Source organism: Desmonostoc muscorum LEGE 12446 (assembly GCF_015207005.2).
In the GTDB taxonomy this organism is placed as follows: domain Bacteria; phylum Cyanobacteriota; class Cyanobacteriia; order Cyanobacteriales; family Nostocaceae; genus Nostoc; species Nostoc muscorum.
Window position 1 is genome coordinate 1,303,425 of record NZ_JADEXS020000001.1, and the last position, 17,366, is coordinate 1,320,790.

The following is a 17,366-nucleotide window of genomic DNA, read 5'->3' on the forward strand; positions in this document are numbered from 1 at the left end:
CTAACCCTCCCCTTATAAAGGGGAGGGAACTAGATTTCCTGTTTCCCCCCAATATATCGGGGGGATTAAGGGGGGTAAAACGTATGTGGGACAAGCCTTTGAGCTTAAGTTGACACCAATGACAGATGTGCGCCCCTACTGCGTGTTTCATTCAAAAGATTTCCAGTGTCGTATTTCTACTTCTTGAGCATTTTTGTTAGCCTATCCAGCAATAGCAGTTCTTGTTTGCTATCTTCCAATGTTCGCGCCAGTATAATCGCCCTTTCGTAAAAATTACGGGCAGTTGGATAATTACCTATCTGTTCGTATAATTGACCGTAAGATTCAAAAGATTTTAATTCTTCTCGCGTATTTTGTAATTCTTTGGCGAGTATTAAACGCTCCTCTAATAAATCAAAAGCACGTTCGTGGCGTCCTACAGCGCTGTGAGCTGTAACTAAACCATCAATTGCCCGTAATTCGTTAGTGCGATCGCGGTTAATTTTAGCTATCTGCATTGCTGCACCATAAGTACCAATGGTGTCTTGATAATTTCCCGATGCTAGATAAGCATCACCTAAATTATTTAAGGTATTTGCTTCACCAATAACATTACCAGTTTGACGCCGAAAAATTAAGGCATTTTCATATAATTTAATTGCTTTGTTATAATCTCCCAACCTGGCTGTTACTAGTCCCAAATTACTCAGAGATAGTCCTTCACCTTCAATATTTTTGACATTGTGAGCAATTTCAAGTGCCTCTTGGGCAGTTTTGCCAGCAGCACTAAATTCTCCTTCTTGGAGCAGAAATGTAGTAATATTATTCAGCACAAAAATCTGAGCTTGAAAATCTTTAGTATCACGAGCGATCGCTAATCCTCGTCGTAAAGCATCTTCGGCTTCTTTTAAACTACCTAGTTGGATATAAGCCTTAGCAAGCAAATTATAAGTCAAACCTTGGGCTTTCAGGTCACCAATTGAGTGATACAGTTCTAGCGCCCGCAAGCAAGAAGCAATTGTTTTGTTGGCATATCCTGAGGCATATTGTTGTTCGCCGATACGCAGCAAACTGTCTGCTTCATCTCTTGATTGTCGCCCCACGGAACTATTTAAAGGACGGTGGAGTTGTTCGGTAATATCAACTGCACCCGCCGCTATGGGAGTCAGCAGAAAAGTAAAGAGTAAAAAGCTGTGCAAAAGTAACTGGCGATGAAAAATTCCAGTTACATCAACTAAGTTTACTTTGGGCTTTGGAAATACAAGCTGTTGTCTCATAAAACTTACCCATCAAGTTGCGGGCTTAAGTAGAAGGTCTAAAGTGAAGTTTTAATTTTAAATTGAAGACATCCAATACTCGCATTTATACGTAAGCTAAACTTGGCCGAAATCTTCACCAAGATAAATAGCACGAATATCTGTGGGTAATTTGTCCTCTAGCATACGATAGCCTTCCTGGAGAAAATTGGCTACTTCATGAGGGGCGATCGCTTCTCCTTCAGCTTGCAGATAAGCAGCAATTCTAGTGTCACTCCAATGGAAAGTTTGAGACATCAACACAATTAAGCGCAGAATCGGAGGTAATTGGTCTAATGCTTGCTCTATGTAGCACCATAGCGGCGGCGAAGTTGCCTCCAGAGAATAGTGAATTGCTTCTGTGGGTGGTAGTTTCAGCTCGTTAATACAGAAAGCAGTCATGTTAATTAACCAATTTTGCATAGTTAAGGTTTCTTCGCTCGATTCACCACGAGTTAAATTTAGTCCACCGAGTTCGTAGTAGATATGTCGCCAGGTGAGGGCAAACAGATAATCTGCTTGCACAGGCGATCGCGCCGAATGCCGAATTAAGGTATAGACTATGGGACTATAGCGGCAAAAAATCACCGTGAAGTACTTGCCAGCATCGGGATACTGCTGAAACAGAGTCAGTAATTCATCGTCACTGTGATGAAACAGAGACTTAACTAGGGGGTGATTAGCTTCAGGAAAAGAAGGAATTTGCATCAGCCTTGGGATTGATAGTTGTTAAAATAATTTTGGCAATTGCACTCTTGTAGTTAATCGCATAATATCTTGGTGTTGCTCAATTTGAGCCTCAGACTCAGACTAGTTAAATATTGATAAACTAAAAACAAGGACTTAATTTTAGTCTTGATTGACAATCCTAAAAGTCTCTCCCTTATAGAATCCTTATTTGTTCATGGTTATAGCAGTTAGCGTGATATCGTTCCTCTTGAGTCCCCTTACTTTAGGCTCCTTTTTGCCCTCCCTGCCTTTGGATAGCCTCTTCTCCACCCAAGGCATCATGGTAATGCTGCTGGCGGCTTACGCTGGTGCCATGTGGATGTTTCTCACCAGTGCGCCAAAAGTACACACTGTGATGGTGTCAGATTTGGAGGTTGCCCGACAGTTGTATGAAGGGCTGCTAGATTTGCCAGCAGCCGAGGTGCCTTTGCACTACTACTACAACTACGAACAAACTATAGGCGCAACTGGGATCGATCCGTTGTATATGTCTACCGGGCCGAGTTTGTCTAGTAAAATGATGAATAATGCTAGCGAAGGGCTGTGGTATCAATTGAAGAAAAATACCCAGCTACACGTCATTACCGGCGCAAGTTTAGGTAGCAAAAATCAGCAACGTCACGTCTGCTTTGACCACGAATGTCTGGAAATGATTTTAATGCGAGTGGAAGTGCGCGGTTTGAAATTCAAGATTCGTAACCAAAAGCCCCTGAATTTTTTGGTCAAGGACTATGAAGGGCGGGTTATTGAACTGGCTGAAGTAGCGAATTAGTTCTTAAAAGAGAATTCAGAATGCAATCAGGGTAAAGCCGTAGCGACTGTCTTAAAAGTCAAGCGATCGCTGTATCTTAGAAAAAGTAGGGTGTGTTGTCGCGCAGCGCAACGCACCATTTTAATATGGGTGTAAATAAATTGGAAAAAATATACACTAGGACTTACGCACTGTACAAAATAACCATCTTGTGGATTAACGTAAATACGTTGTTTCAGGCTTTTGGAGGGCACTTTTGATTGCTGGCGATCGCCAAAATATGATTGAAAAACCTAGCTATAAGCCTTGAAAACTATACCTGCTATTTTGGCTTTTCTGTCAATGCGTAAGTCCTATACACATCTCACCTATATGAAACACAAACGAAGTCCGCCTGCGCGGACTAAGCAAGGAAAGATTGAGGGTTTGAAACCCACGCAGGTGGGTTTTGCCTGTGTAGACGCGGTTTCTAACCGCCGATTTACCTGTTTTATTATCTTAATCCGTGGCAAATAAAAGCAGCCCAATAATGAGGATCTGAAAAGGGAAATTGCTGAGTAGAGTTTTCGATTTCTTTAAATTGTCTGTTCAATTTAGCATACATATTATATTCAAGCTTCCATTGTTCATGCTCGATAGAACCTGAAGGATATTTTTTTCTATTTACTATCAGTTCTTTTTCCCTTGCTTCTACTTCTTGGAATATTTTATTAAGGTCTATTTTTCTAAATTCTCGTAGCTGAATTTGGGCTTTTTGTAATGCTTCAGGACGATTTCTACCTTCTTGTCGCTGCTGATAGTAAAAAATGGAAAATAATGCTGTAGCTAAATCATTCACTGACCACAAAGTACTAACTACACTTCTAGCGCCAGCACACAAGAATCCTGTGGAGAGAGTAAGAATATCATCAGTTAAGGAAGGAGTACCTAAATTAGTTTCGCAGCATGATAAAAAGACTTCTACAAGTTGAGGGAAACGCCAGCTTGGAGTCATCAATTGCCCCAAGGTGATGCTACTGCCATGCGCTAATTTTAACTGTGATTCTAAAGGATTATCGAGGCGAGATTCGGCATGATGGCAGGAATGAAGTACTTGAACTTGTTGTGCTAATTGTCGATAATTTTTAGTGGTAGCTTGATTACTGCCAATTAATCTATTCTCTCGTGGAATATTGTATATTTGGGCAAGTTTTTCGCCTTCAAATCTGGCACAGGGAAGGTTATCTTCGGCATCTTCCACAGTGCCATATTGTAAAGACATTTTATCTACAGTGTCACGTTGTTGACAAAATTCTAAAATTTGGCAACTTGGGGTGTAACGAATCAGAAATTTATCTCCTAAATATTCCTGATATTCTCCTGTAGGCAAAGCGGTGAAGGGAATCTGATGGAGTAACAGGTGGGGTACTAAAATTAATTCTTCTATTCCTTGAAGATGTTCGGATATGAGTTCAGATATTTGCAGGCGTTCAGCTAGTTCGCGGAGAATACTGTTAATTTGAGTTTGCCATTTTTTGGGTTCATCTCTATAAGGCAATAACCAATTCTGCTCAATCCAGCCTTGTAATATATCTAACCCTTGTCCTATGCAGGTGTGGAGAGTAATTTTGTTTTGCTGCACGACAAAAATATGGGTGTCGCTATTGGTAGTGTAGAAACTGAGAATAGCTGTATTGGTTTGGTCAATTAGCTTTTGAATTTCTGACAATTTCAGGGGGTTGACTTGAATTTCTCCAGCTAACACGGGATCTTCACGTCTGATATTTTCCCAAACTTGTTGTTTTTGGGTTTCTAAAAATATGATTTTTTGATTGCGTTCTTCCCAAATAGCGCGTGTGTCACTACGGCTATTTTCAGATTTATGGCTTTGGCGTTCTTGGTCAATTTGCTGTTGCAGTTCTTCATACTGCTGCAATAATTCTTGGAGTTTTGGTGGAATTTCATCGCCTTCAAAGAGGTTGTAGCTTGCCATTAAGTCTACAAGAAGTTTAGAACGCGATCGCTCTGAATATTCAAAGGCTTTTTCTATTTGTCCACCGTTGATGCAAGCTTGCACCATGTTTTCGTAAATGCCAATGGATTGTTCTAAAATTTCCTGACGACGCGATTCAGAATTTACCCAACTACGGCTGGTTTCGACTGCTTCAATTGCTATACCATAACCTTCAATAGCTTCTCTCCAGTAATCAGCTATTAAATATCCAGTTAAAAAACCAGTATGCCCTAAGTTACAAGCAGTTTGGTAGCATTGAGCAGGATTAGTTGTTGTGGTACGAACTTTTAGAGCTAGTCGAAAACACCCAATCGCTTCATTAATAGCACTTATGTAAAAACTTTCATCTATTCTTTCGTAATCAATGTGTAAGCCCTGAATAATTTGCCCTTCAACAATACATGCTGTACCTAAATCATTTTGTACCTGTGACCACTCTAGAGGAAATGCTTCATAAGTATAGACTTTTAAGGCAGATTTATAAGCAGCAATTGCTTTCTTAATATTCACTGAACGATCACCTTCAGTTCTCTCACAATAAGCATTGCCAAGATTATTTTGAAGCATAGCCCAATCTTTAGGAAATAGTTCATAGGTATAGATTTTTAAAGCAGATTCATAATTAGCAATTGCTAATTCTAAATTGATACTAGGTTTCCCTGAATTTAATTTTTCATAAGCTAGACCCAAATTATTTTTTGTCATCGCCCAATCTTCAGGAAATCTGTCAAATTTGAAAATTTCTAAAGCATTTTTATAATATACAATTGCTTGCTCTATATTTTTGTTAGTGTCTCCCTTAATACGCTGGCAATATGCATTACCCAAATTATTATAGGCTAATGCCCAATATCGAGGATTTTTTTCTTTAGTGAGTACTGTTAATGCATTTTCATAAGCTTTTATAGCCTGTTCTCTATTTTCAAAAATATTGCCATGAATTTGTTCCGTATATGCTGCACCCAAATTTATTTGAGTAATAGCCCACTGTTCAGGAAAGCTATTCCTGTTTCGGACTATAAGGGCATTTTGGAACTTTAAAATAGCATTATCTAAGTTTTGTGGACGGTTACCACTAATTCGATAAAGATAGGCTGTACCCAAATTATTTTGTGTGTCAGCCCATTCCTTTGGAAATTCTTCACGGTTAAAAGCAGTAAGAGCTATTTCATAGCCAGTTATAGCTATCTCAATGTGAATTTTATTGCTGTGAGGGAAATCTTTAATCAGATTACTAAGATTGACAATAAAGCTTGCTACGTCTCGCTTAAATTTTAAAGGTGCTGCTGACAACTTTGCTTTTTCCCATTCACTTAATAACAAGCCAAATTTGTTATCTAATATATCTAAATTGAGCCTTAATAATGTGTAAACTGCTTGTGGTTTTTGACTATTATCTGTAGCTAATTTTATTAGCTTATAAAGCAAGTTTATATAGTCTCGATCTGAATATTTTCTTTTAGGTTTTATAGTTCCAAACCCTTTTGCCATATTTATTCAATTAATTTCATATTAATGGTTACCCCAAAACCGCTGCCAACTTCTCTAGCAATTCTTCAGCTAAATCCAATAACTCAATTTCATCAATTTCATTACTGGTTCCGCGATTACTTTCTGCAACGCCCACACCACCCGCTAATACATTTTTTACAGCAAAAATCCGGTCTTCTTCCTCCGAAATACTCAGACATTTTTCCAGATCAACAGCAATTTTTTGTAGCGATTTATCTTTTAGCTGCTTTCTTAGCCTCACCGCTACCAAGTCATCACTTTGCAGGAAATTAGTCACTAATTCAACAAAATTTTGCTGCCCATCTTCGTCTTCTCCCCATGTTTCTAGCCAATCTCCATCAACATCATCACAATATAAATGGGCGGCTTCAAGCCCATACTTTATGATGTCATCTTGCACTTTTTGAGCAGCTTCTACAGCTTGTAAAAAGTTGTCTAATCTCTGTTGACGGTCAGATTGTTTTTCCTGAACCATAAGGACTCACTTTGTTAAGTAATAACGCGGCTATACAAATCCAGTAAATGAAAGTGACCGACAACTATAAATTAAATTTTAAATAACTACCTATACTGAGATTATCGCTGTTATCTAATAATATGTTAACTATCTGATTCACAAAATCACTTGCACGGGGATTGTAACTTAAAAATAATCCTCTATCTATTGCCCAAAAAATTAGGGTATTTTCCCAATCATCAAACTTTTCTTGAGAAAATTCCTCTGAGACGCTAGTGAGTTGAATACATAGTGGACTCTCTTGCGTACTGCTAACAATTATATCAGTTGCCATAGACAGATCTGCAATATAGCGTAGTACAATTGTCCCGCCAGAACTTTTAATATTATTAGCAATAGAGGCAATTAATTTGGCATCCTCCTGATTGAACTCCCCCGCCATCAGTTTTCGTCTCCAGATATAAAATTTAGGGTCGTTTTCACTCAACCATTTAGGAAACAAGTAGCCATACCAATATTTTAAAGTTGGATTCAGCACTGTTAAAGCTGATTGCTGCTCTTCTTGGGATGGTAATGATTTAAGTCTCAGCAAAACTTCAGCGTCTTGGAGCATTTGTTGCAAAAACAGGATGACAAATCTTTTAGCAGTCAGCGAACCCGGTTTGACATCTTTCACCCAGCGATTGATCTCTTCTAACCTTTTAGTTAAACCAGGATCTATAACAGATGCTTCCTCTATGAGTAATCTTAATTGTTTTTTAATTTCTTTGGCTTGCAAATAATGATGAACCTCAAATCTGGAGTAGGTAGCTGAAATTTTAAAATTATTTTATCAGTCTAAGTGATCAGTGGAAAACTCCCCTTTTTGAGATTGGAGATGTAGCACCAAGGTAGACTGTAGTCTGTGTCATCCTAAATATCTGCCAACTTTTCTAGCAATTCTTCAGCTAAATCCAACAACTCAATTTCATCAATTTCATCACTAGTTCCGCGATTACTTTCTCCACACAACACATTAGCAGCCAAAACATTTTTCACAGCAAAAATCCGGTCTTCTTCCTCTGAAAAACTCAGACATTTTTCCAACTCTACAGCAATTTCTTGGATTGTCCTTGTACCCAAACGCTCTCTAACTTTCACTGCTGTCGGATCGTTACTTTCCAAGAATTTAACCACATCATCCCCACTAGAAAACTTCTCAACGGCTACACGCACATATTCCCGCACGCTCATGTTTGCCGCCAATGCCTTTTGGAAAACTACATCTGGTACATCTACTAGCAATACACCTTCGTTATCGCTGGCTTGATATAATTCATCCCCTTGTTTGACGGCTACCAGCAAATCTGCACCCAACGCATGTAAATAGTGCAACACTGATTCCAACTCATGCTCTTTTAACGCCGACTCCAATTTGGACACCGCCGCTTGTTGCACTCCCAGTTTTTCTGCTAGCTGCGCCTGAGTCAATCCTGCTTTATTACGTATTTCCCGCATGGCATCGGTAAGATATAGGCGCAGGTACTCTAGCTTACCCGCCAAAATCACCTCTGGTTCGTCGCCTACCTTTTGCTGTAACCAAGCTTGAAAATTAGGTTTTTTCATGATTCCTCTGCTGCAATTCACGTAATCTTACTCTTGCAGGTTCTTTGTCTCTATCTTTGATACCGTCGTCATATTTTTTCATAAAGGCGTGCAGCACCACGAAACGCTGAGGGGTAGCAGCCGTTAATATAAACCGTGGATTATGTTCGCTCTTGGTCATGCGTAACTCATACAGGTCATCTTCCAGCTTCTCAAAGATGCCACTGGTAAGTGATGCGAGTCCTTTGTTACATAAGTAGCCAAGATTAACTTGCAGACGCTTGGTTTCGGAAGCACTCAGTAATGGTTTTGGTGGGTTTTCTGGTTGCTCCTGTTCTGGAATCATCCTGATGAAAAAAGCAAGCAAGTCTTTGGGGATTTCCCCATTGACATCTTGATAAAGTTCCCAAGTCCAACTCACTTCCTACCTCACAGCATAATATTCTTTATAACGAATGTCAATGTCATTATTCTCTTAAAGGAATATCATATAAAATAAGTCAGTGCAACTTAGGTAATAAAAGAATTAGTCATAAAAATGGTGCGTTAGGCTAAAGCCATAACGCACCCTACTGTTGAATAGTAGTTCCGATCTCAACTCAATTGTTCATACTTGAATTTCCCTTTAATAAACTTGTTAAAATATTGACCTTTGGACGGTGCATTATCTAAGTCTTCCTTGACACTAGGAGGTACTTTGAAATACTCATAAACACTTCCACTATCAAATTCAATAGTCAGTGTTTGAGTTTTTACATCGTGGCTAAATTGCTTAATAACGTTGCCTTCGGGCTTGAGTAGGGGGAAGGCAATTACATCCCGAATACTGGCAGAATCAGTTAGTAACATTACTAAGCGATCGATCCCAATTCCTAAACCACCTGTAGGCGGCATTCCGTATTCTAAGGCAGTTAGAAAGTCTTCATCTACACCTTGCGCCTCTAAATCACCAGCCGCTTTTCTGGCAGCTTGCTCTTCTAAACGTTCTCTTTGTTCAATGGGATCGGTAAGTTCTGAGAAGCTGTTGCCAGTTTCTCGCCCTACTATAAATAACTCAAATCTTTCCACCAAACCAGGCACAGAACGGTGGGGTTTTGCTAGGGGCGAAATTTCTACAGGATAATCAATTACAAAGGTAGGTTGAATTAAATTGGCCTCTACCTTCTCTTCAAAGGCTAAATTTAGTAACTTACCAATTGATTGAGCTTCATCTACATCAGGAATCCCAGCATTTTTACTTGCTGTTTTTGCCTCTTCCAAACTTTGAAAAGAATTGAAATCTAAGCCCGTAAATTCCTTAACTAAATCGTGCATTGTCACCCGACGCCAAGGTGGTGTTAAATCTATAGATTCACCTTGGTAGGTAATTTGCAGCGTGCCGAGTACCTCTTGGGCAACAGTGGTAATAATCCCTTCTGTTAGCGCCATCATATCGTTGTAGTCGGCGTAAGCTTGGTAAATTTCAATCATAGTAAATTCCGGGTTGTGACGGGTAGAAATTCCCTCATTCCGGAAAATACGTCCTACTTCAAACACCTTTTCAAAACCACCCACAATTAACCGCTTAAGATAGAGTTCGGTTGCAATTCGCAGATACAACTCCATTTCTAAGGTGTTGTGGTAAGTGAGAAATGGACGTGCATCTGCACCCCCAGCTTCACTTTGCAAAACAGGCGTTTCAATTTCCAGAAAATCTCGTTCTTCTAAATAGCGACGAATCCCGGCAGTGATTTGGGCGCGACGGCGGAAAGTTTGCCGCACTTCCGGGTTAACAATCAAGTCAACGTAGCGCTGACGGTAGCGCTTGGCAACATCCGTTAATCCATGCCACTTGTCGGGTAGGGGCAACAGAGATTTAGTCAGGATGGTGTATTGTTTGACGTAGACAGATAACTCGCCCTTTTCAGTCCGTTTGATAGTACCTTTGGCTCCCAGGATGTCGCCTGCATCTGTGAGTTGTTTCAAGTGATTGAACGCATCGGCATCAATATCTGCCATGCCTTCTTGGATGCGATTTTTCTCTAAATAAAGCTGAATTGTGCCGCTTTCATCTTGTAAGGTGAAGAAAGCCAATTTACCGAAAACACGACGCGCCATAATGCGTCCGGCGATCGCAACTTCTAAATCAACTTCCTCACCACTGGCTAAATCGGCAAATTGTTCTTGTAACTGCGCTGCGTGATGGGTGGATTCCCAACGATAGGCGTAGGGATTAGTGCCTAACTGCTTTAGCTGGTCTACTTTTTCCAGCCTCGCGGCACGGAGATCTTCTTCCGACATGGTAACGAACTAAATAGGGCAAGATTAATTATAGATGCTGCAAAAGTTGGCAGTAAGAGATATTTGTCCTTGAAGGCGCGGGCGATCGCGCCAAACCAAATACAATGACACAAACTAGAGTCCGCTTGTGGAATGTAGATGAATATCACCGGATGCTTGAGACGGGTATTATCGCAGCCGATGAACGGGTGGAACTGATAGAAGGGCAAGTTATCCCCATGAGTGCCAAAAATCCGCCACACGCAGCCACAACCCTATGTGCATCTGATTATCTCAAGCGGCTGCTAGCAGAAGTTGCCCTAGTTCGCGTACAAGATCCCATTCAATTAAGCCAATATTCGGAACCTGAACCAGACATTGCTGTTGTCCGAATTGATGCGCGAAAATATATCGATCGCCATCCTGCACCAAATGAAATATTTTTACTCATTGAGGTGGCGGATACAACATTAGATAGCGATCATAAACAAAAAGCGCCTCTTTATGCTAAAGGCGGAATTACTGACTACTGGATTTTGGATGTGAATCAGCGTCAGGTTTATATTTTCCGTGAACCAGGTTTAGAAACCTACAATCTAGAATTTATTTTGCCAGAGGATGCAACGTTATCCTTGATTGCATTTCCAGAAATTGAAGTTCAGATTAATCAACTGTTTCCATAAATGTGGCGATCGCAAACATTTTACTCTGCAACTGAAACCTTTATTTCTGAACTACTTGTAGCGAATGCCGAGATAAAACAGCCTTCATTTTCAAGTTAGTAAATTTCAGTATCGCCTCCACTAATTCTTGCTGTTCTGGTTTTAAATTCAGTGTTTTGAGGGCTTGATTGATATTGTTACCAGCCCGGAGGTTGTGAGCAAGTTGGGCACGCTGGGATGAGTTTAACACTGCCTGAATTTCCTTGTTTCTTCTCTGACGTACAGCCTGGAGTTGTTGGCTTTGTTGGGGAGTCAGGTTAATCTCTGAAAATGAGATGGAATCCCTTGCAGCTTTGGTAGTTTGGGCGATGATACCAGCAGAAGTATTGATCTGAAAGGGTGCAGCTAAGGCAATTCCCGGCATGAAGAGAACAAGGGCAAGCATATTAATCAACACAAAAAGCCGTTTTGTCAAGTGAATTGCCATATTGAAAAATGCCTGGGTATTGGGGATTGGGGATTGGGGATTGGGGATTGGGGAGTGGGGTTTGGGGTTTGGGGATTGGGGTGTGGGTGTGGTAATTGGGGATTGGGTATTGGGGTTTGGAAGTGTGGGAGGGGTGGGGTGAAATTCTCTCCCCATCTCCCCATTTTCACATCTCCCCAGTCCCCAGTCCCCAATCCCTTTTACAAATTATCAGGCCTTTTCTTTCTGTTAATTTCGCGTTGTAATTCTTCAATTTGACGGCGCAAAGCTTCCTTTTCTTTTTCAGAAGATTCTGCCTTAACATTTACTGCTCCTGAGGCAGGCGATCGCTGGTAGTTTCCTCGGCGAATTTGCTGATATTCTTCTGATACTGCCCACTGTCGTAAGTAATGCAAGCGTTCCACAGGAAAAGGATGAGTCAGCATTGCACCTTGAAACCCAGTGAACATTAAGAATTTATACATTTGATTCAGTCCATCTTCATCAAGTGCTTGATAATTTTCAGACTGCTTAATAAATTCTTGTAAACTGCATTCATTGGCATATTTGATACTACCGCCCGTGACTTTCATCATCGAAGTCATCACAGGATTTAAGTCATCCATTACTAATAAAGCGGCGCGATCTGAGGATAACTCGGCTTTACGTCGCCATTCGTAAAAGGCAAGCAACAAACCTTGAGTGACGAAATCACCAATGCCAAAGGTTAATTCACCAACTCTAGAACCGACACTCCTCACCCATATCGCCATTTGAATTAAAATAGTATGACCACATTTAATGTGCCCCAGTTCGTGGGCTAGCACCACCCTAATTTCGGCTTCGTTTAGTAAGTCTAGTATCCCTGTATTTATGACTATGTAAGGATGCTCTTGTCCAAGTGCGTAGCTGTCAGCTTGGGAATTTTGCTCAACAAACAGTGCGGGTTCTGGATAAATGTCCAAATCTCGCACGCATTCCCGAAAAATCTGGTAGATAGTGGAATATTGGCGCGGCCCGACTTGGATGGTGTTGCCCATTAAAAAAACTAACTGAGGGCGTTCAGCAAAAAATTCCACAAATTTACGGGACAAAAAATCAAATCCTGGTAAATTACGTAAAGCTTGCTCGGCTTGGCTATCCAGTGGATGCCTGAAGGCTTCACTGGAAATTCCTGTGTAGGTTGGCATAATTAGGTAATTGGTGATTGGTCATTAGTCATTGGTCATTAGTCATCAGCTTTGGACAAAGGACAAGTGACAAATGACAAAGGACAACATAATAGAAATGGGGCTTTGTTCGTAAAAGTCACTTTGTTATGGGATTAAAAGCGTGTGATTGAGGCAGAAGTTCATTTGTCACTACATAACTTTTTGCGATCGCAGGCGGGGTTCCCTTCCTGGCCCCATCATTTGACGATGGCACGGTTGGTAGCACGCGCCTTGCGCCTGGAACGTAGCGCCCTAATTCAAGTAGGGGCGGTTTCTGGCTATCAAGGACGATATCGTACCAGTTTCGTAGCATCAGCCCTGATGTGGCACGGCCCTGTAATTATTGTTGCTCAAGAAGCAGTGCAACAACTTCTCTTGCGGGTGGAAATCCCCCGCTTACAACAGTGGCTACCAGCCAACAAACCGATTAGGACAGGTGACGCATGGCCTGATACCCAGTTCCAAGGGCTACTGTTGACTTCCCCAGAAGCTTGGTTAAAAGGACAGTTGGCTGATGGCGATCGCTTTCCCCCAGGTATTCCTACAATTATTGATGGTGTAGACGATCTTGAAGATTGGGTGCGTCATCAGCTCACCCAAGAAATTCAACCCCATGATTGGGATCAACTCATGCTAGCTTGCCCAAATCAAGCTGAAGCAATCCGCGAAGCACGGATACAACTGACACATGAACTTTTTCAGCATCCTACTAATCCCTATGAGTGCTATCTCATATCTGGGCTAGAAATAGACATTTTAAACCGTCTCTATTCTGCTTTAGACCTCAGTAATATCCCAGATAATTGGAAACATTTCTGGCAAGAATTTCAACCCCTCAACGAAAACCTTTCCCCCCCTGCCTCCCCTGCCCCCCTGCCCCCCTGCCCTCTTCTGGACGACTATTGCCCGTCGCCAAGGTTTATTTTCTTTACACTACGCCCCAATGGAATTAGGAAAAATACTCTCCCCCATTTGGCAGCGACAACCAGTAGTTTTAATTGGCAGTGCTATAGAACCGGAAACTGAGGCTCCCCTTTTCCGTCAGCGTTTGGGTTTGGAGGATGTAACTTGCCTGAAATTTTCTTCCGAGAGTCAAGCTGAAGCAATTCAACTGTATGTACCCTATAAGTTACCCCTACCCAATACACCAGAATTTCAAGCGGCATTTATTCACAAAGTCCGCACGCTGGTTTGTCTAAGTGCTACAGCACCAGGATTAACTGTGATCTTGGTGGGCGATGTCCCACTCAAGTCTCAAGTCGGGACAATTTTGGCCTCAGAATTTGGTTCGCGGGTACAGGTAGAAAAAACTTGTTTAGATGAAAATGGTATTTTAGTCAGCGGTTGGGAATTTTGGCGAGAACATCAGCGAGTCTTGCCTGCACCCCAGTTGTTAATTATTGCGACTTTGCCGCTACCATCTTTAGAAAATCCCCTAGTAGCCGGTAGAGTAGCTCGTTATAAGCGATCGCATCAAGATTGGTTCCGTTTATACTTATTGCCAACCGCCTTGAATGAATTACAAAGAGCGATCGCTCCAGTGCGAGAAAGTCAAGGTATTGTTGCTTTACTTGATAGCCGTGTAGTTAACCGCAGCTACGGCGCTCAAATTCTCGCTGCCTTAAGTCCTCTAGCACGCATTAACTATCTCGATCCCAGCCTGTTTTCTACTACAGATGAGGAGAATTCGGCTTAAGGGGACTGGGGATTGGTGAGTCGGAGATGGGGAGATGGGGAGATGGGCGAAACTACGCCCACCACCCCACCCCTCCCACACTTACAATGCCCAATCCCCAGTCCCCAATCCCCAGTCCCCATTCCCTAATTGTCCATAACCACAATTCCTGGCAAGATAAAGTTAAAACCTAAGTTGATTTCAATTGCTAATTATGGGTGAAGCAAAACGTCGTGTGCGATTCGTTGTTTAGTGAATCACGGTAATCAGTCCGTACATAACTAAACCAGTCCGACAGCAGATTACTGTCACTAAAGACTGAACTCTCGGTCAGATGCAAGTGCAAGTCTTGCCATTCAGACTCAGAATTGACTCCTTATCTGCCCACACCGAACAAGCTCGGTTCTTGTAGAGTGAAGCTGGGAACAGGGCGCAATCAGACGACCGTTGCGGGTTGACACTGGCGCTAACAGGGAGTTCCTATGATGAAACAGAGCCTAGAAAAGCGACTTATGTGCAGGTAGGGCGCAACGCAAACTCCCTGACCTCACTGGAGTTCATTCCCGCCGAACACGCGTCGAGTAACGGCAAGAGTCTAGGGAATCCAGTAGTTGAATTGGCTACATCTAACGGAACAATCAATCTCTCCGAGGGAACGAAGAAAAACGAACTGTGGGTCTTGAGACGGTCGAATCTCAGGTAGTCCAGACGAGCGGAGGAATCCCCACAGTTCGGGTAGGACAGTCCGTAATTGGACTGAGGTGTTCAGAGAATACAAACTAGAGAAGAGAAAATGATTAGACACAGTTACAAAACTAGTGAATCTTGGAGAGCTTTACCGTGGAAGAAATTCCGCCGAAATCTTTTCCGCCTTCAAAAGCGCGTATTTAAAGCTGTTCAAGTTGGAGACAAGCGGAAAGCTCGGTCACTCCAAAAGCTTATTCTAAAATCAACCTCGGCTCGATTTCTTGCAATAAGACGAGTATCTCAGCTAAATGCTGGTAAAAAGACGGCTGGTATTGATGGGAAAAAATCGCTCTCATTTGAAGAACGCTTCAACCTTGAAGAATTACTGAAAATGAATAGTGGAAATTGGAAGCATCAAGGACTACGGGAAATCCCCATCCCTAAGAAGGACGGGACTACCAGAATGCTTAAAATACCTACCATCGCTGACAGGGCTTGGCAATGCCTAGCAAAATACGCACTCGAACCAGCACACGAAGCCACTTTCCACGCCAGAAGTTACGGGTTCAGAAGTGGGCGTTCCGCCCATGATGCACAAAAGTACATCTTCCTAAACCTTAACTCCAAAGCCAACGGAATAAATAAGCGAGTAATTGAACTCGATATTGAAAAGTGCTTTGATAGGATTAATCACTCAGCAATAATGGACGAACTCATTGCCCCTAAAGGCTTAAAACTCGGAATATTCCGATGTCTCAAGGCAGGAGTCAACCCAGAATTCCCCGAACAGGGAACACCTCAAGGGGGAGTGGTCAGCCCGCTATTAGCAAACATCGCGCTCAACGGGATTGAGAGTATACACAGGTACCATGAGAATCGAGGACAGAGAATCACTGACAAAACCTCAGTCAGCGATATCACCGAGTCATCAGTCCGATACGCAGATGACATGATTATTATACTCCGACCCGAAGATGATGCGACAGAGATACTCGAAAGAATCAGCGAGTTCCTCCGCAAACGCGGAATGAATGTAAGCCAAAAGAAAACCAAAATTACCGCTTCGACAGATGGGTTTGATTTCCTCGGCTGGCACTTCAAAGTCCAGAAAAACGGAAAGTTTAGATGTAACCCCTCAGTGGATAACTTCAAAGCGTTCCTAAGACAAGTAAAACACATCGTCAACAACTCGAATTATGGTGCTACCACAAAGGCTGAGAAATTAGCGTCGGTAGTTAGAGGCTGGAGAAATTACCACAAGTTCTGCAAGATGGACGGGTCAAAGTTATCACTTTGGTTCATGAGTCACAGAGCTTACACGGTATTCAACAAGGAAGCAAAACAGACACGCTACTCTAGCAAAAAATTGATAGATAAAGCGTTTCCAAAGATTTCCTACTCCGAAAACAAACACATCCCTGTCAAAGGAACTAAATCACCTTACGACGGAGATATAACCTATTGGAGCAAACGTAACAGTAAGCTCTATGACGGAGAAACCTCTAAAGCTCTTAAGAAGCAAAACCATAGATGTGCTTCCTGTGGTCTGAAATTCATCGGTGAAGAAAAGGTTCACCTGCACCACATCGACGGAAATCACGCCAACTGGAAGAAAAATAATCTTGAAGCAATTCACGAGAGTTGCCACGATTACAAGCACATGAGCAAAAGCGCAAGCTAAGAACATCGGGAGCCGTGTGCAGTGAAAGCTGCACGCACGGTTCTAACTGAGAGGTGCGGGGAATAATATCTCCCATCGACTCAACCAAAACTGCACTAGGGGAAACATACGGTCAAGAAACTCGCATCTTGCCTTGGGTTCCCATCTCAAAAACTCAAGCCGAATTATTTGTCAGTTGGACTACTCGCGGTGCCTGGATAGGTATTGGTGTCATGGTTGCAGCATGGCTAACCATTCGTTTTATTGGCCCAGCTTTTGGTTGGTGGCAAGTAGTTTATTAACAATTATTGAGGGTTTTTAACACGCGCTAAAATTAATGCGATCGCTCTAAGATCGCCTGATACAATTCTTCCTTGTGCTTAAAGTAACCCTCTTCCATCACTCTAGGCAACGCAAAATTTTAGACCTTTATTTAACAAGGGTTT

General features: G+C 41.9%; 14 protein-coding genes and 1 pseudogene. 5 read left to right on the plus strand and 10 right to left on the minus strand.

Annotated features, from left to right (window positions below; genetic code table 11):
- Positions 1-176 precede the first annotated feature (176 nt).
- Together IQ276_RS05610 and IQ276_RS05615 are read right to left on the minus strand one after the other, a co-directional pair.
- Positions 177-1,256 carry a tetratricopeptide repeat protein gene (locus IQ276_RS05610; protein ID WP_193921393.1) on the minus strand — a complete coding sequence of 360 codons (1,080 nt, stop codon included), beginning with the start codon at positions 1,254-1,256 and terminating at the stop codon, positions 177-179.
- A 96-nt stretch (positions 1,257-1,352) separates the two neighbouring features.
- Positions 1,353-1,982: an RNA polymerase sigma factor gene (locus IQ276_RS05615; protein ID WP_171974201.1), complete on the minus strand. Its 630-nt coding sequence runs from the start codon at positions 1,980-1,982 to the stop codon at positions 1,353-1,355.
- Between the two features lie 196 nt (positions 1,983-2,178).
- Here IQ276_RS05615 and IQ276_RS05620 point away from each other — a divergent pair, with 196 nt between their 5' ends.
- On the plus strand, positions 2,179-2,775 hold the full coding sequence (locus tag IQ276_RS05620) for a glyoxalase-like domain protein (RefSeq protein WP_193921391.1): 597 nt from the start codon (positions 2,179-2,181) through the stop codon (positions 2,773-2,775).
- Positions 2,776-3,247: 472 nt separating this feature from the next.
- Here the strand turns inward: IQ276_RS05620 and IQ276_RS05625 are convergent, their stop codons facing one another.
- From IQ276_RS05625 to lysS, 6 genes are all read right to left on the minus strand, one after another.
- Complete coding sequence (locus IQ276_RS05625) at positions 3,248-6,238, minus strand: CHAT domain-containing protein (protein WP_235115463.1); 2,991 nt, start codon at positions 6,236-6,238, stop codon at positions 3,248-3,250.
- Positions 6,239-6,266: 28 nt separating this feature from the next.
- A complete protein-coding gene (locus IQ276_RS05630) occupies positions 6,267-6,734 on the minus strand; it encodes a hypothetical protein (protein WP_193920298.1) in 468 nt (155 codons plus the stop codon).
- Between the two features lie 64 nt (positions 6,735-6,798).
- The gene (locus IQ276_RS05635) at positions 6,799-7,494 is read right to left on the minus strand and encodes a hypothetical protein (protein WP_193920296.1); all 696 of its coding nucleotides are present in this window, start codon (positions 7,492-7,494) and stop codon (positions 6,799-6,801) included.
- Positions 7,495-7,628: 134 nt separating this feature from the next.
- Complete coding sequence (locus IQ276_RS05640) at positions 7,629-8,321, minus strand: helix-turn-helix domain-containing protein (RefSeq protein WP_193920294.1); 693 nt, start codon at positions 8,319-8,321, stop codon at positions 7,629-7,631.
- Positions 8,308-8,721, minus strand: a complete 414-nt coding sequence (locus IQ276_RS05645; protein ID WP_190879775.1) for a type II toxin-antitoxin system RelE/ParE family toxin — start codon at positions 8,719-8,721, stop codon at positions 8,308-8,310. The genes IQ276_RS05640 and IQ276_RS05645 overlap by 14 nt, the downstream gene beginning before the upstream one ends.
- A 173-nt stretch (positions 8,722-8,894) precedes the next feature.
- Complete coding sequence (gene lysS, locus IQ276_RS05650) at positions 8,895-10,580, minus strand: lysine--tRNA ligase (protein ID WP_235115464.1); 1,686 nt, start codon at positions 10,578-10,580, stop codon at positions 8,895-8,897.
- A gap of 104 nt (positions 10,581-10,684) precedes the next feature.
- Here lysS and IQ276_RS05655 point away from each other — a divergent pair, with 104 nt between their 5' ends.
- Positions 10,685-11,242 carry a Uma2 family endonuclease gene (locus IQ276_RS05655; protein ID WP_193920290.1) on the plus strand — a complete coding sequence of 186 codons (558 nt, stop codon included), beginning with the start codon at positions 10,685-10,687 and terminating at the stop codon, positions 11,240-11,242.
- A 40-nt stretch (positions 11,243-11,282) separates the two neighbouring features.
- On the opposite strand, the gene IQ276_RS05660 is transcribed toward IQ276_RS05655, so the two are convergent.
- Positions 11,283-11,864 (minus strand): hypothetical protein, encoded by a 582-nt coding sequence (locus IQ276_RS05660; protein WP_309245582.1) that lies wholly within the window; start codon positions 11,862-11,864, stop codon positions 11,283-11,285.
- A gap of 44 nt (positions 11,865-11,908) precedes the next feature.
- Entirely contained in the window at positions 11,909-12,877 is a 969-nt protein-coding gene (locus IQ276_RS05665) for a M48 family metallopeptidase (protein WP_190879783.1), read from the minus strand.
- A gap of 144 nt (positions 12,878-13,021) precedes the next feature.
- Here IQ276_RS05665 and IQ276_RS40880 point away from each other — a divergent pair.
- From IQ276_RS40880 to IQ276_RS05685, 3 genes and pseudogenes are all read left to right on the plus strand, one after another.
- Positions 13,022-14,594 (plus strand): annotated as a pseudogene (locus IQ276_RS40880) (helicase C-terminal domain-containing protein).
- Positions 14,595-15,366: 772 nt separating this feature from the next.
- Positions 15,367-16,941, plus strand: a complete 1,575-nt coding sequence (locus IQ276_RS05680; protein ID WP_193913152.1) for a group II intron reverse transcriptase/maturase — start codon at positions 15,367-15,369, stop codon at positions 16,939-16,941.
- Between the two features lie 53 nt (positions 16,942-16,994).
- Entirely contained in the window at positions 16,995-17,222 is a 228-nt protein-coding gene (locus tag IQ276_RS05685) for a DUF2839 domain-containing protein (RefSeq protein ID WP_235115467.1), read from the plus strand.
- The last annotated feature ends 144 nt before the right edge of the window (positions 17,223-17,366 follow it).